Below are 13,698 nucleotides of genomic sequence, written 5' to 3' on the forward strand. Positions count from 1 at the left end.
GGAGCCTTGACTTGCAAGCCACCGATAACCCGCAATTCGAGATTAATGTCGCGACCCAATACGTCGAAGATCAATCCGAGCCGGACAACGAGCGCTTTGTGTTTTCTTACACCGTCACCATTAAAAACCAAGGTGATGCGCCCGCACAGTTGATGCGACGCAAGTGGTTAATCACGGACGCCAACGGTAAAGAGCTCGAGATTGAGGGCGAAGGCGTGGTGGGAGAGCAACCCAGTATTGCCGCGGGGGAAAAGTATACCTATACCAGTGGCACCATCATTGAAACGCCTGTAGGTGTGATGCAGGGTTTCTATACCATGCAAGATCAAGCCGATAACCAGTTTAAAGTGGAAATTGAGCCGTTCCGCCTCGCGCTCCCTAACATTCTTCACTAACGTCCCTCAAGGAGGCCACACATGGCTACCTATCTTATCGGGGATATTCAAGGTTGTTACCAAGAACTGCGCGCGCTGTTGGCGCGCGTTGATTTCTCCCCCACTCACGATACCCTCTATGTCGCGGGTGATTTGGTCGCTCGCGGACCGGATTCCTTATCCGTGTTGCGCTATCTTCATTCGCTCGGCGCGTCGGCCAAGATAGTCCTTGGCAACCACGATCTGCATCTATTAGCCGTTGCACACGGGATTAAACCGGCCAAGCCAAAAGACCGTACCCAGCCGATCCTCGACGCGCCAGACCGAGAAACATTGCTTGAATGGTTAGCGGCTCAGCCTCTGTTAATCGACGAATCAGCGCGAGACGACGGTGGCTTTTTGCTGACCCACGCGGGGATTAGCCCACAATGGGATAAAGCGACGGCTGTCGCCTGCGCGCGAGAAGTCGAAGCCATACTGCACAGCAATGAGCAAGCGTGGTTATTACGACATATGTATGCGGATCAACCCGATCACTGGGAGGAAACGCTGGAAGGCCTGCCTCGCTACCGCTATATCATCAATACTTTGACCCGGATGCGATTTTGCTGGCCCGATGGTCGCCTCGATATGCAATGCAAGTTGCCTCCTGCGAAAGCGGCAGACACGGGTCTCATCCCTTGGTTTGAGGTGGCGCGCCAACAACCACTGGGACACGCGATTGTGTTTGGCCATTGGGCGGCTTTAGGGGGAACCATCCAGCCCGGCTTATACGGACTGGATACCGGCTGTGTTTGGGGCGGTGAGTTAACCTTGCTGCGTTGGGAAGACAAGGTTTGCTTTACCCAGCCAGCGCTCAGTGACGGTGCTTAACCACGCTCCCAAACCGTAAAAGTCAGTGGGTGGGCGTTTTTCTCGTCCGGTGCATGGGTTTCACTGGCCACTTGCGTCCACCCTTCACCCCAATCAGGGAAACGAGTATCGCCTTCAACATGGGTGTCGATAAAGGTGAGATACAAGCGATCCGCGCGCGGTAAAAACGCGTCATAAATGGTCCCACCGCCAATCACCATCACCTCAGCCACATCACCCACCGCGGCCAGCGCCTGCTCAGGTGAAGCGACCACGGTCACGCCGTCTGGTTGATAGTCAGGATCGCGGCTGATCACAATATTGGTACGCTTTGGTAAAGGGCGGCCAATCGACTCAAAGGTTTTACGCCCCATCACCACAGGATGCCCTAGGGTGGTGCGCTTAAACCACGCTAAATCAGCCGGCAAATGCCAAGGCATCTGGTTATCTTTTCCAATTACTCGGTCTTTTGCCATTGCGGCAATTAAGCTGACTCGCATTACGCTGGCCTCATTGAATTAAATCACTGGTCGGCGACGATAAAATAATAACCCCGGCATCGCAAGACCAATGGCTAATGCGGCCAAGATAAACCCAGCGCTAATCAAATTCTCCATCAAGCTGGCCCACAAGGCCGGCGTGTATCCTTGGTTATTGATAGTAACCAAGGCGATCATCGCTTTAAACGCGTAAACGCCGGGGATCATGGGAATAATGGCGGCGACGGTAAATACCTTAGGATGGGCCAGAAAGCGCTGAGACCAATACACCCCTAAAAACCCGATGGTGGTGGCGCCCGCAAGCGTCGCCCACTCGATAGCCATGCCCGACTCCATCAACACAAACCTTAGCCCATGACCAATCGCGCCACCGTAAGCGCAGTATTTGAGCGCCTTGGCAGGCACATTGAAGACCAAGGCAAACCCTACCGCGGGGATCATGGCAAAAAACATATCTTCCAATAGGGCAAGCAGCAAACTCATAACCACCCCCATGCGCCGACAAGATTCATCGCCCCGACAATGCCGAGCGCGGTGGCGAGGGTCAGTAACGACGCCATGGTCCAGCGTGCAATCCCCATATCGACAAACCCTTTCACCATGTCAGAGACCGCGTTAATGAGCGGATAACCCGGCACCAACATCAACACCGACGATGCCATGATCAGAAAAGGTTCATTGCCCCAATTCATCACCGTCCCCACGCTTGAAATTAAGGTGGTCACCATGGCGGTAAGCGCAAAAGTGAGCAAAGGATTAAACTGACGGTGGGCAAGCAGTTGGCGCACACGCATGCCGCACGCCGATGCGACAAAGGTTAAGGCAAAGATAACCGCATCACCACCGGCCAACCGGCTAAACGCGGCACAGGAAAGCCCTATCATGCCCACCACTAGCCAAGGAGGATAACGATGAGGCTTGATGCGGGTGAGACGTTTACGCACCGCTGGCGCGTCGAGAATGCCCTTTTCCGCGAGGATCACCGTGCGCTGAATATCCGTTACCACCTGCATATTGATCCCGCGGTCGGGGCACTGTCTCGCAGTGGTAATGCAATGGCCGCGGTTCAAGGTGGTGACCACCAATGAACTGGCTGATAGCGCGAGCTCAACACTGTCTAGCCCCAACGCTTTGCCCAAGCGAATGCTGACATCGCTCACCAGTTTACTCTCTGCACCATGTTGCAAAAGTCGCTGCCCGACTTCTATGACCAAACGTGAAATCGCACGCTGTTCTGGTTCGGTTAACCGTCTCGTCACCCGCTATCCCTCTCGCCTTTATCTACTATCGCAGTATTGATGAATAACTGCTTAAAATCTTTGATGCAAATAAAACACCTCCGATTTCCTTGTCGGAATTGGGCAGCGTACCTTTTTCTGCGCTCAGCCAATACAGCGACGATCAAACATGGCGACGATAGGCATAAAAAAACCGCTGCTCGGGAGCAGCGGTTGTCAGGTTAAGGCTTGTAGATGATTTCGACGTCGTAGTCGTCTTCATCCCAATCGTCCCAATCATCGTCGTCATCGTCCGATTGATTGAGTTTCTTCTCGTGGTAGTCATCCCACTTGAAGGCCACCGTCTCATCTTCTGGCTCAACCTCTGGCGTCGGTGCCGGTAAGGTATCAATAAAGCCCATCAGATCGTAAATCAGTGGCTGGACGTTCGCCTTGTTGATCGCAGAGATCGCGTAATATTTATCATCCCACGCGAGCGCTTCTAACACACGGTCGATTTGCTCTTGCGCCTGCTCTTCTGGCATGAGGTCGACTTTGTTAAAGACCAACCAACGCGGCTTATCTGCCAGCTTCTCACTGTATTGGTTTAACTCATCAATGATGGTAAACGCATTGTCGACTGGATCGGTGCCATCCACAGGCATGAGATCAATCATGTGCAACAAGACACGGCAGCGCTCAAGGTGTTTCAAGAAGCGAATACCCAGTCCAGCGCCATCGGCAGCGCCCTCAATCAGACCCGGAATATCCGCCACGACAAAGCTTTTATCGGCAGCGACACGGACCACGCCAAGGCTTGGCACCAAGGTGGTAAAGGGGTAATCAGCGACCTTTGGCTTAGCGGCCGACACCGCACGAATAAAGGTTGATTTACCCGCATTCGGCAAGCCTAACATGCCCACATCGGCGAGGAGCAACAGCTCTAGGCGCAGCTGACGGACTTCCCCTTTGGTCCCCATGGTTTTTTGGCGTGGCGCGCGGTTGACGGATGATTTGAATCGGGTATTACCCAACCCATGGAAGCCGCCTTTTGCCACCATGACTTTCATGCCATGTTGGGTCAAATCGGCAATCACTTCACCAGTATCTTCATCGACAGCACGGGTACCAACAGGCACATTCAGCACCAAATCATCACCGCGTTTGCCGGTACAGTTACCACCGCGACCATTTTCACCACGCCCTGCGGCATGAAAGCGCTCGAATTGGTAATCAATCAGGGTGTTAAGGTTCTCGTCGGCGAGCAGGTATACATCACCGCCATCGCCACCGTCGCCGCCATCTGGGCCCCCTTTGGGCACATACTTTTCACGTCGGAAGCTGACGGTACCATTGCCGCCGTCACCCGCGTCTACGCGAATTATCGCTTCATCTACAAACTTCATGCTAACTTCTCCGCACCAGCGGCCAGAAACATCTCGTTCCCGGGCTGCTAGCCTTATCCCAGATTGGTGTGTGGCGATCTTATCGATCTTAGGATCAATTTTCAGCCTTGGCTGACTTTCTGCTTACCGTGGATTGGCGGCGGCTCGACGAGGGATCACCAGACACAATAAAAAGCCCCGCCAAGTGGCAGGGCTTCAAAATTCGCTTGGCGTTGAAACTTATTCAGCTTCGATAGTAACGAATTTACGGTTCTGAGGACCTTTAGTCTCGAACTTCACTTTACCGTCGGTCAAAGCGAATAGAGTGTGGTCTTTACCGCAACCTACGTTAGTACCTGCGTGGAATTTAGTACCACGCTGACGCACGATGATGTTACCTGCTAGAACAGACTCACCACCGAAACGCTTAACACCTAGACGTTTACTTTCTGAATCGCGGCCGTTTTTAGTAGAACCGCCAGCTTTTTTGTGTGCCATCTCTTCTCTCTCCTAACTCTTAAGCGCTGATGCCAGTGATTTTCACTTCAGTGAACCACTGACGGTGGCCCATTTGCTTGCGAGAATGTTTACGACGACGGAATTTGACGACTTTCACTTTATCGCCACGACCGTGGGTAACAACTTCCGCTGTTACTTTACCGCCACTAACAAATGGCGCGCCAACTTTAACGTCTTCGCCGTTTGCTACTAGCAGCACGTTGTCAAATTCAACACTTTCGCCAGTTTCAACGTCTAGCTTTTCCAAGCGAATAGTCTGGCCTTCGCTTACTCGGTGTTGCTTACCACCACTTTGGAAAACTGCGTACATGGTTTACTCCGCATTTCCGCACGGCCTACTACGTTTAATATTTGAGCAGTAAGGGGTGCGCATATAATTCATCAATAGGGCGCGAATTCTACGGTAGAAATTGATTTGAGGCAAGAGGGGATCGCAAGAAAATTGGTGAAAAGCTGCTCAGCATAGATTCCCACACTTTTTGCAGGCGTGAAAGCTATCTCGTCGCACGTGATTTGGTGTACCATTGTTACCTTAAACCCCCGCGCTAGCGCCGATACTGACCCTGAAAGCACGCCAACGCTGATACGTCATGCGTCTTTCATCCATCACGTCGTAGAAACGTGCAGTTTGGTGGCGGCAAGCAAGCAACTAGGACAAAGCCCGGATTTTATTCATGGATTTCAAATCAATCCAAGCCTTGATCAGTGATGACATGGCGCAGGTCGATCAAAAAATACTGGCTCAACTCAATTCTGACGTCGCGCTTATTAACCAACTTGGCTTTTACATCGTGAACAGTGGGGGTAAACGCTTACGCCCAATGTTGGCGGTTCTTGCGGCGCGAGCCCTTGGGTATCAAGGTGAAAAACACACCACAGCGGCCGCGTTTATTGAGTTTATTCATACCGCTACCTTGCTTCATGATGATGTGGTCGATGAATCGGATTTACGCCGTGGCAATGCAACGGCCAATGCCATGTTCGGTAATGCCGCCAGTGTGCTGGTCGGCGACTACATCTATACCCGCTCATTCCAAATGATGACCAGTCTGCGCTCGTTGAAGATATTGGATCTGATGAGTGAGGCCACCAATGTGATTGCCGAGGGGGAAGTGCTGCAGTTAATGAACTGTAACGACCCGAATACTAGCGAAGCGAGCTACATGCAGGTGATCTACTCTAAAACCGCACGTCTTTTTGAGGCAGCGACCCAGGTCGGGGCCATTCTCAACGACGCGGATCCAGAGACAGAAAAAGCCTTCCAAGATTATGGCCGCTATTTGGGAACGGCGTTTCAGCTGATTGATGATGTCATGGACTATACCAGCGCGGATGACGAAATGGGTAAGCATGCCGGCGATGATTTAGCCGAAGGGAAACCAACGCTCCCCTTGCTGCATGCGATGCAACACGGTACTGAGCATCAATCGGCTATGATCCGCGAAGCCATTGAGAAAGGGAATGGACGGGACAAACTCGAGACGATTTTAGCCTGCATGGACCAATGTGGCTCCTTGTCCTACACCCGCGAGCGTGCAGAGCAAGAATCAGAAAAGGCGATTCGCGCCCTAGATGGTTTAGCGGATTCGGACTACAAGGCCGCCTTAGTCGCATTGGCAAAATTGGCGGTTAACCGGAATAAGTAACCACAAGCGTCTATTGCTATTTAGCGACAAGCAAGCATAAAAAACGGCGCCTATCGCGCCGTTTTTCCATCGATGAAGGGGCTCTATTTCGCCGCGAATTCTTCACCCATTTGAATGTCTTTACGCAAGGTGTCGAGCATATCGTCCATGGCTTTTTGCTCAAACGCGCTCAGCTCACCGATGCTCAAGATTTCTTCCACACCGTTTTTACCCAGGCGCACCGGTTGGGCAAAGAAGCGCGCGTGCTGACCATCGCCTTCCACGTAGGCACACTCCACCACATTTGACTCACCTTGTAGCGCGCGCACTAGAGATAGGCCGAAACGGCACGCTGCTTGCCCCATCGACAAGGTCGCAGAGCCGCCACCTGCTTTGGCTTCGACAACTTCTGTACCCGCATTTTGGATACGTGGCGTAAGCGCTGCGACTTCTTCGTCAGTAAAGCTCACTCCTTTCACCTGAGACAGCAAAGGCAAAATGGTAACGCCTGAGTGACCGCCGATCACCGGAATGGAAACCTCACGCGGATCCATGCCTTTTAGCTCACCAATAAAAGTTTCAGAGCGAATCACATCCAAAGTGGTGACGCCGAACAATTTGTTTTTATCGTAGACGCCTTTGGCTTTGAGGACATCCGCCGCAATCGCCACTGTCGTGTTCACAGGGTTGGTGATAATACCGACACACGCTTTCGGACAAACATCGGCAATTTTTTCCGCTAAAGACTTAACAATACCGGCGTTTACGTTGAACAGATCTGAGCGGTCCATGCCAGGCTTACGGGCGACGCCTGCAGAAATCAAGACCACGTCCGCGCCTTCCAGCGCTGGGGTTGGATCTTCACCGCTGTAGCCTTTAATAGAAACCGGGGTTGGGATATGGCTTAAATCCACAGCTACCCCAGGGGTAACCGGTGCGATATCGTACAGAGCCAAGTCGGAACCCGCTGGCAGGTTATTTTTTAGCAGTAGGGCTAACGCCTGACCAATGCCTCCCGCGGCGCCAATCACAGCAACTTTCATGTCGTTCTCCTTTCGATATTTCTTATAGTCCGGATCCGGTCCGGCTTCTGTTCGGGCACAAATCGCCACGTAATGGTGCGAACTGTGGGCTCATCATATGCCCGCCTATGCGTGCACTCAAGCGTCAAGCGGTGATGATCAGCCAAAGCTCTCATTTTTCTTTTTGCTGCGTTGAAATCGCGTGAATCGAGTTAGGAACAGTGATGCTGTCGCCAATTTGTGGGGTCAGCAATTGCCCTTCGGTGAATGTATATGCAAAATAGCCACTCGTTTGTCATTGCGAGTCAGCCGTCATGCGTAACTCAGAAAAACAAGACCAATTGGTTCGGGCGTTTAAAGCCATCCTCAAAGAAGAAAAGTTCAGTTCTCAGGGCGAGATCGTGGAAGCCTTACGTGCTCAAGGATTTGAGGGCATTAACCAGTCGAAAGTGTCGCGCATGTTGACCAAGTTCGGCGCTGTGCGTACCCGAAATGCCAAGATGGAGATGGTGTACTGCCTTCCTATCGAATTGGGCGTACCTACTACAGGCAGCGCATTGCGCGAGTTAGTGATGGAAATCGACTATAACGAAGCGGTTGTCGTCATTCACACTGGTCCAGGCGCGGCACAATTAATTGCCCGTTTACTGGACTCTCTTGGCAAAGCTGAGGGGATTTTGGGCGCCGTCGCTGGGGATGACACCATCTTTATCACACCCACCCGTGGCACCACCACAGAGGCACTGTTTGAAGCCGTCTGTGATCTGTTTGAATACCACTACTAATCTTTTTGTCAGGCAGCGTGATCCCGCTGCCTGTCTGTCTTTTCCCCTCTTCGCTACACACCTTTTCACACAAAAGCGATAACATCCTTTTAATTTTTCTTTATCGCTCTGTTACTATCGGCGTTTGACCGCCAACAAACGATTAACGCATTGGCCACCCATCGGCCCATTATAATTAACGGTTAGGTACTCATCGTTGACACTGATGTCATTGTCTACAGGCTATGCTTTGTGACAGAGAGTACCCTTTTCTCGGGACATTGCTGCCGCTCTCGCGGTGCAAATGATAATAAGGACAAACTGCATGACGAAGACAAGTCAATCGTCTCCTGATGTGCAAGACATGGTCGCGCAAGCGGATACAGGTGCGCGCTCACCTCATGGACTGCCGGGACGCATTTTATGGCTGGTACCACTTTTTTGGTCACTGTTTCAGCTATGGTATGCCTCACCTCTCCCCTTTATGCTCGATTTTGGTGTCCTCAATGACACCGAAGCTCGCGCGGTTCACCTCGCTTTCGCGATGTTCTTGGCCTACACCGCTTATCCTGCATTAAAAACCTCTCCCCGCGATCGTATCCCCCTACTCGACTGGGTATTCGCCTTAGCGGGAAGCTTTGCCGCAGGGTATTTATTCTTATTTTATAACGATCTAGCTGGACGCGCCGGCGCTTATACCGACGTGGATATCACGGTCGCTGCCATTGGTATGGTGTTGATGCTTGAGGCGACCCGCCGTGCACTTGGCCCCCCATTGATGGTGGTCGCCGGTGTATTCTTGCTCTACACCTTCGCCGGTCCCTACATGCCGGATGTGATCGCACATAAAGGGGCGAGCTTAAATAAAGCCATGTCGCATCTGTGGCTCACCACGGAAGGGGTTTTCGGGGTGGCGCTGGGCGTCTCTACCTCGTTTGTATTCCTGTTTGTCCTGTTCGGGGCATTACTCGATCGTGCCGGTGCCGGCGGCTACTTCATTAAAGTGGCCTTCTCGCTACTCGGTCACATGCGCGGTGGCCCCGCCAAAGCCGCGGTAGTCGCGTCCGGCCTGTCCGGTTTGGTCTCAGGTTCATCGATTGCCAACGTAGTGACTACTGGGACCTTTACCATACCCTTGATGAAACGTGTGGGCTTCCCGAGCCATAAAGCCGGCGCGGTTGAGGTAGCCGCCTCGACCAATGGCCAGCTCACCCCACCCATTATGGGGGCTGCCGCGTTCTTGATGGTGGAATACGTGGGGATTTCCTACGTCGAGGTAATTAAAGCCGCACTACTGCCTGCGCTTATCTCCTACATCGCTCTGATTTACATCGTGCACTTAGAAGCGTGTAAGGCTGGGATGCAGGGCCTACCGCGCCGCCACACCAGCACCTTGCTACAAAAACTGTTCTCATTTATGACCGTGTTTGTGGGCTTGCTGGTCCTCAGTGCCGCGGTCTATTACGGCATCGGTTGGACCAAAGATGTGTTCGGTGCCATGGCAACCGTTATCATTGGTCTGCTGACATTAATCGCTTATGTGCTGTTGGTGCGCTATTCCGCTCAGTACAAATCCGAAGCGGCAGAAGACCCGGCCGCCGCCGATTTATCCGAAGTGCCGGAGCCAGGCCCAACCGTACGTTCTGGCTTGTACTATTTGTTGCCTATTGGCGTATTGGTTTGGTGTTTGACCGTCGAACGCTTCTCACCGGGTTTGTCCGCATTTTGGGCGACGGTGTTTATGATCTTTATTATTCTCACCCAGCGCCCGCTGATTGCTTACTTCAATCAACGGACCAACTTTAAAGAAGAAATCCGCGACGGTGTGGTCGATATGGCCGAAGCCTTTGTGACCGGTGCACGTAACATGATAGGTATCGGCGTTGCCACTGCGGCTGCGGGGATTGTGGTGGGTACCGTCACCCTCACTGGCATCGGTCTAGTGATGACGGACTTTGTCGAGTTTATCTCCGGCGGCAACATCTTCTTGATGCTGCTGTTTACCGCGGTCATCAGCTTGCTATTGGGGATGGGTCTACCGACTACCGCCAACTATATCGTGGTCTCCACCCTGATGGCGCCAGTGATTGTTACCTTAGGCGCACAACAAGGGCTGATCATTCCCTTGATTGCGGTACACTTGTTCGTGTTCTACTTTGGTATCCTTGCCGATGACACGCCACCGGTCGGCTTGGCAGCCTTTGCCGCGGCGGCCATTGCTAAATCCGACCCGATACGTACCGGTGTGCAGGGCTTTACCTACGACATACGTACCGCCATCCTGCCGTTTATGTTTATTTTCAACACTCAGTTGTTGTTGCTAGACCTAGAGGGCCCCATTCACCTGATCTTAACCGTGGTGTCGGCAACCATCGCAATGCTGGCTTTTTCCGCGGCGACACAAGGGTGGTGGCTCACCAAGAATAAATGGTGGGAAACCGCACTACTTCTAGTGATCACCTTCTCGCTCTTCCGCCCCGGCTTTTGGTGGGACGAAGTGTACCCACCGACCACCAGCTATCCGGGCACTGAATTAGTGCGTATCGCAGGCACCTTGCCTGAAGGCGAGCCGTTACAGCTGGAAGTGGAAGGGGAAAACTTCTTTGGTGAGCAGATAGCGAAACATGTCGTGCTCCCCATCGATCACAGCTTGGAAAGCGGCGAAGCACGCATCAGTGACACAGGCCTCATGCTCCGTGAGGAAGATGGCAAACTCTTGGTAGATATGATTCAGTTTGGCAGTGATGCAGACAAAGCAGGCATCGATTTTGATTGGCAAATCAAAGCCGTGACTGTCGATAATGTCCGCCCATGGAAAGAATGGGTCTTCGTGCCAACTTTGTTGCTCTTGGCATTACTCGGCTGGAATCAACGCCGTCGCATTCGCCAAGCCTAGTGTTAAGGGCACGTGTTTTACCGCGTGCCCTTTTCTTTTTTAGACCGTAAAGGATATCGCTATGTATAAACACATCTTGGTTCCGGTTGACCTCAATGATGAGAGCTTTGCTGACAAGGCCGTCGATCATGCGGTCTGGCTGGCCAGCCAATCTGGCGCAAAAATACACCTACTGACTGTGCTGCCGGGCATTCATAATTCGATGGTGGCCTCTTATTTCCCGGAAGACGCCGCCAACAAAATGAAACGCGATATGAAGCGAAACTTACAAGGCTTTGCGGATAAATACGTGCCAAAAACCATCGCCTGTGAGGTGTCAATTGCGGAAGGGAAACCTTACAAGGGGATCATTAAAACCGCCGAGCGTATTGGCTGCGATCTCATCGTGATGCCAAGCCACAAACGTTCACGCGTCAATAAAATGATGCTCGGCTCCGTCGCCGCCAAAGTGCTCGAAGGGGCGACAGTGCACGTGATGGTACTCAAACCTTAGCTGTGTAGTGCTCAGGCATGCTTGCGCTTGCCTGAGCACCGTTCATCGTTCGCGTTGGTCATAGCCCCAACGTGGCACCAGCTGTTGCTCAGCACCGACATGATCCAAAATACGCGCTACCATAAAGTCGATGAGATCATCTATCGACTGGGGTTGATGATAAAAACCCGGCGCGGCTGGCATAATCGTCACCCCCATTTGCGAGAGCTTGTGCATGTTCTCAAGATGCAAGGTCGAAAAGGGCGTCTCACGCACCACCAACAGAAGTTGTCCGCGCTCTTTAAGCACCACATCCGCCGCCCGTTCAATCAGGTTATCGGACAAGCCATGCGCAATCGACGCCAATGAACCGGCGGAGCAAGGGCATACCACCATTTGCTTCGGTGCCGCTGACCCTGAGGCAACTGGCGAAAACCAATCCTCTTTGCCACACACCACTAGCTTATCCGTGTTGCACTGTAAATGTTCTACCAATACCTTTTTGGCCGCGTCAGGCCCGGCAGGCAATTTCAGGCCATGTTCGGTGGCTAACACCACACGTGCTGCCGATGAGATCAATAAGAAAACCTGATAATCCTGTGCAAGCAGGCATTCGAGCAAACGTAGCCCGTATGGCGCGCCAGAGGCACCTGTCCACGCCAGAGTGATGCGTTTATCCGCCATGCTTTTCCCCTTTATCGCCGAGCGCGTTAAGCAGCTTGTCGTGAATACCACCAAAGCCACCATTACTCATCACCAACACGGTATCGCCTGCTTGGGCTTGCTCACATAAAGCGGTTACCAACCCATCAATATCGGCATGAATATGCGACGGCTGCTCGCAGCTATCCACCACCGCTTCAAGCGACCAATCCAGCCCTTGGGGTTGGAACAAGAACACTTGGTCAGCACGAGCCAACGACGCCGCCAGCGTGTCTTTGTGAACCCCTTGCTTCATGGTATTGGAACGTGGCTCTAACACCGCCAGAATGCGACCATTACCGACTTTCGCGCGTAACCCCTCAAGGGTCAGTCGAATCGCCGTCGGGTGATGAGCAAAGTCATCATACACAGTGACACCGGCTTGCTCACCACGCCACTCAAGGCGTCGCTTGGTATTGATAAAGGTCTCGAGCGACTGACAGGCTAAGTCAGGCGTTACGCCCACATGACGCGCTGCCGCAATGGCCATTAACGCGTTACGTACATTGTGATCACCAACTAAGTCCCAGTTCACATCCCCAACATGCTCGCCGGCAAAATACACCGAAAAATGATTGCCGGCTGGATCTTTTTTCACCGTCTGCCATTGTCCATCTGGTCCTGCATAAACGCATTCACTCCAGCACCCCATGGCAAGCGTCTCTGCGACATTGGCATCGTCCGAGGGCGCAATGATTTGGCCAATCCCCGGCACAGTGCGCACCACATGGTGGAATTGCTTTTGAATCGCGGCCAAATCATCAAATATGTCGGCATGGTCGAACTCAAGGTTGTTGATCACCAAGGTTTTCGGTTGGTAATGAACAAACTTGGAGCGTTTATCAAAAAACGCGCTGTCATATTCATCGGCTTCTACCACAAAAAATGGGCTATCGGCCAATCGTGCCGAGCCATTAAAATTCCCCGCGACACCGCCAATCAAGAAACCGGGCGCGTAGCCGCAATCTTCTAAGATCCATGCCAACATGCTAGCGGTAGTGGTTTTACCATGTGTGCCAGAAACCGCCAGCACCCAGCGGTCTCGTAATAAGAAATCATGCAACCATTGCGGGCCTGAGGTATACGGTAAACCTTGGTTTAGTACCGCCTCAACACAGGGATTGCCACGACTCATTGCATTACCAATCACCACAAGGTCCGGAGCGGGAGCAAGCTGAGCCGGATCATAACCTTCGATAATCTCAATACCTTGAGATTCGAGTAACGTACTCATCGGGGGGTAAACATGGCTATCAGAGCCCGTCACCCTGTGTCCCAATTGTTTTGCGAGCATCGCGGCGCCACCCATAAAGGTGCCACAGATGCCGAGAATATGAATATGCATAGCCTTCACTGTGTTGTATTGGTTG

Annotated in this window: 15 protein-coding genes; 6 read left to right on the forward strand and 9 right to left on the reverse strand. The window is 52.4% G+C overall.

From position 1 onward, the window contains the following. The first annotated feature begins 11 nt into the window (after nt 1-11). Both apaG and apaH read left to right on the forward strand, forming a co-directional pair. On the forward strand, nt 12-395 hold the full coding sequence (gene apaG, locus BZG84_RS07945; protein WP_077481625.1) for a Co2+/Mg2+ efflux protein ApaG: 384 nt from the start codon (nt 12-14) through the stop codon (nt 393-395). A 21-nt stretch (nt 396-416) separates the two neighbouring features. Then, complete coding sequence (gene apaH, locus BZG84_RS07950) at nt 417-1,247, forward strand: bis(5'-nucleosyl)-tetraphosphatase (symmetrical) ApaH (protein WP_077678128.1); 831 nt, start codon at nt 417-419, stop codon at nt 1,245-1,247. Here the strand turns inward: apaH and folA are convergent. From folA to rplU, 6 genes are all read right to left on the reverse strand, one after another. Continuing rightward, complete coding sequence (gene folA, locus BZG84_RS07955; protein WP_069589594.1) at nt 1,244-1,726, reverse strand: type 3 dihydrofolate reductase; 483 nt, start codon at nt 1,724-1,726, stop codon at nt 1,244-1,246. The two genes, apaH and folA, sit on opposite strands and share 4 nt — an antisense overlap. Before the next feature lie 18 nt (nt 1,727-1,744). After that, the gene (locus BZG84_RS07960) at nt 1,745-2,209 is read right to left on the reverse strand and encodes a threonine/serine exporter family protein (protein WP_077455813.1); all 465 of its coding nucleotides are present in this window, start codon (nt 2,207-2,209) and stop codon (nt 1,745-1,747) included. Next, nucleotides 2,206-2,985 (reverse strand): threonine/serine exporter family protein, encoded by a 780-nt coding sequence (locus tag BZG84_RS07965; protein WP_069589598.1) that lies wholly within the window; start codon nt 2,983-2,985, stop codon nt 2,206-2,208. The genes BZG84_RS07960 and BZG84_RS07965 overlap by 4 nt, the downstream gene beginning before the upstream one ends. 200 nt (nt 2,986-3,185) lie before the next feature. Continuing rightward, nucleotides 3,186-4,349 carry an Obg family GTPase CgtA gene (cgtA, locus tag BZG84_RS07970; protein WP_069589601.1) on the reverse strand — a complete coding sequence of 388 codons (1,164 nt, stop codon included), beginning with the start codon at nt 4,347-4,349 and terminating at the stop codon, nt 3,186-3,188. 219 nt (nt 4,350-4,568) lie between these two features. Continuing rightward, nucleotides 4,569-4,826: a 50S ribosomal protein L27 gene (gene rpmA, locus BZG84_RS07975; protein ID WP_069589603.1), complete on the reverse strand. Its 258-nt coding sequence runs from the start codon at nt 4,824-4,826 to the stop codon at nt 4,569-4,571. Nucleotides 4,827-4,845: 19 nt separating this feature from the next. Further along, complete coding sequence (gene rplU / locus BZG84_RS07980) at nt 4,846-5,157, reverse strand: 50S ribosomal protein L21 (RefSeq protein WP_069589607.1); 312 nt, start codon at nt 5,155-5,157, stop codon at nt 4,846-4,848. 364 nt (nt 5,158-5,521) lie between these two features. Here rplU and ispB point away from each other — a divergent pair, with 364 nt between their 5' ends. Beyond that, on the forward strand, nt 5,522-6,493 hold the full coding sequence (ispB, locus tag BZG84_RS07985) for an octaprenyl diphosphate synthase (RefSeq protein WP_077481060.1): 972 nt from the start codon (nt 5,522-5,524) through the stop codon (nt 6,491-6,493). 83 nt (nt 6,494-6,576) lie between these two features. Here ispB and mdh read toward each other — a convergent pair whose 3' ends face one another. Beyond that, nucleotides 6,577-7,515, reverse strand: a complete 939-nt coding sequence (gene mdh / locus BZG84_RS07990) for a malate dehydrogenase (protein WP_069589609.1) — start codon at nt 7,513-7,515, stop codon at nt 6,577-6,579. A 293-nt stretch (nt 7,516-7,808) separates the two neighbouring features. On the opposite strand from mdh, the gene argR reads away from it, so the two are divergent. From argR to BZG84_RS08005, 3 genes are all read left to right on the forward strand, one after another. Beyond that, nucleotides 7,809-8,279 (forward strand): transcriptional regulator ArgR, encoded by a 471-nt coding sequence (gene argR, locus BZG84_RS07995; protein WP_069589610.1) that lies wholly within the window; start codon nt 7,809-7,811, stop codon nt 8,277-8,279. A gap of 304 nt (nt 8,280-8,583) precedes the next feature. Then, on the forward strand, nt 8,584-11,154 hold the full coding sequence (locus BZG84_RS08000) for a TRAP transporter permease (protein WP_077481062.1): 2,571 nt from the start codon (nt 8,584-8,586) through the stop codon (nt 11,152-11,154). Between the two features lie 61 nt (nt 11,155-11,215). Continuing rightward, complete coding sequence (locus BZG84_RS08005) at nt 11,216-11,647, forward strand: universal stress protein (RefSeq protein WP_069589614.1); 432 nt, start codon at nt 11,216-11,218, stop codon at nt 11,645-11,647. Between the two features lie 42 nt (nt 11,648-11,689). On the opposite strand, the gene BZG84_RS08010 is transcribed toward BZG84_RS08005, so the two are convergent. Further along, nucleotides 11,690-12,310: a flavin prenyltransferase UbiX gene (locus BZG84_RS08010; RefSeq protein WP_077662798.1), complete on the reverse strand. Its 621-nt coding sequence runs from the start codon at nt 12,308-12,310 to the stop codon at nt 11,690-11,692. Next, on the reverse strand, nt 12,300-13,673 hold the full coding sequence (gene mpl, locus BZG84_RS08015) for a UDP-N-acetylmuramate:L-alanyl-gamma-D-glutamyl-meso-diaminopimelate ligase (protein ID WP_077481064.1): 1,374 nt from the start codon (nt 13,671-13,673) through the stop codon (nt 12,300-12,302). The genes BZG84_RS08010 and mpl overlap by 11 nt, the downstream gene beginning before the upstream one ends. Nucleotides 13,674-13,698 lie beyond the last annotated feature (25 nt).

This window comes from Salinivibrio sp. PR932 (genome assembly GCF_001996125.1).
Taxonomy (GTDB): domain Bacteria; phylum Pseudomonadota; class Gammaproteobacteria; order Enterobacterales; family Vibrionaceae; genus Salinivibrio; species Salinivibrio proteolyticus.

Excerpts from the sequence above, each read along its gene's own strand:
- mdh (WP_069589609.1), bottom strand. The coding sequence starts at position 7,515 with ATGAAAGTTGCTGTGATTGGCGCCGCGGGAGGCATTGGTCAGGCGTTA.
- BZG84_RS07960 (WP_077455813.1), bottom strand. The coding sequence starts at position 2,209 with ATGAGTTTGCTGCTTGCCCTATTGGAAGATATGTTTTTTGCCATGATC.
- argR (WP_069589610.1), top strand. The coding sequence starts at position 7,809 with ATGCGTAACTCAGAAAAACAAGACCAATTGGTTCGGGCGTTTAAAGCC.
- BZG84_RS08010 (WP_077662798.1), bottom strand. The coding sequence starts at position 12,310 with ATGGCGGATAAACGCATCACTCTGGCGTGGACAGGTGCCTCTGGCGCG.
- BZG84_RS08000 (WP_077481062.1), top strand. The coding sequence starts at position 8,584 with ATGACGAAGACAAGTCAATCGTCTCCTGATGTGCAAGACATGGTCGCG.
- ispB (WP_077481060.1), top strand. The coding sequence starts at position 5,522 with ATGGATTTCAAATCAATCCAAGCCTTGATCAGTGATGACATGGCGCAG.
- apaH (WP_077678128.1), top strand. The coding sequence starts at position 417 with ATGGCTACCTATCTTATCGGGGATATTCAAGGTTGTTACCAAGAACTG.
- mpl (WP_077481064.1), bottom strand. The coding sequence starts at position 13,673 with ATGCATATTCATATTCTCGGCATCTGTGGCACCTTTATGGGTGGCGCC.
- rpmA (WP_069589603.1), bottom strand. The coding sequence starts at position 4,826 with ATGGCACACAAAAAAGCTGGCGGTTCTACTAAAAACGGCCGCGATTCA.
- cgtA (WP_069589601.1), bottom strand. The coding sequence starts at position 4,349 with ATGAAGTTTGTAGATGAAGCGATAATTCGCGTAGACGCGGGTGACGGC.
- folA (WP_069589594.1), bottom strand. The coding sequence starts at position 1,726 with ATGCGAGTCAGCTTAATTGCCGCAATGGCAAAAGACCGAGTAATTGGA.
- rplU (WP_069589607.1), bottom strand. The coding sequence starts at position 5,157 with ATGTACGCAGTTTTCCAAAGTGGTGGTAAGCAACACCGAGTAAGCGAA.
- BZG84_RS08005 (WP_069589614.1), top strand. The coding sequence starts at position 11,216 with ATGTATAAACACATCTTGGTTCCGGTTGACCTCAATGATGAGAGCTTT.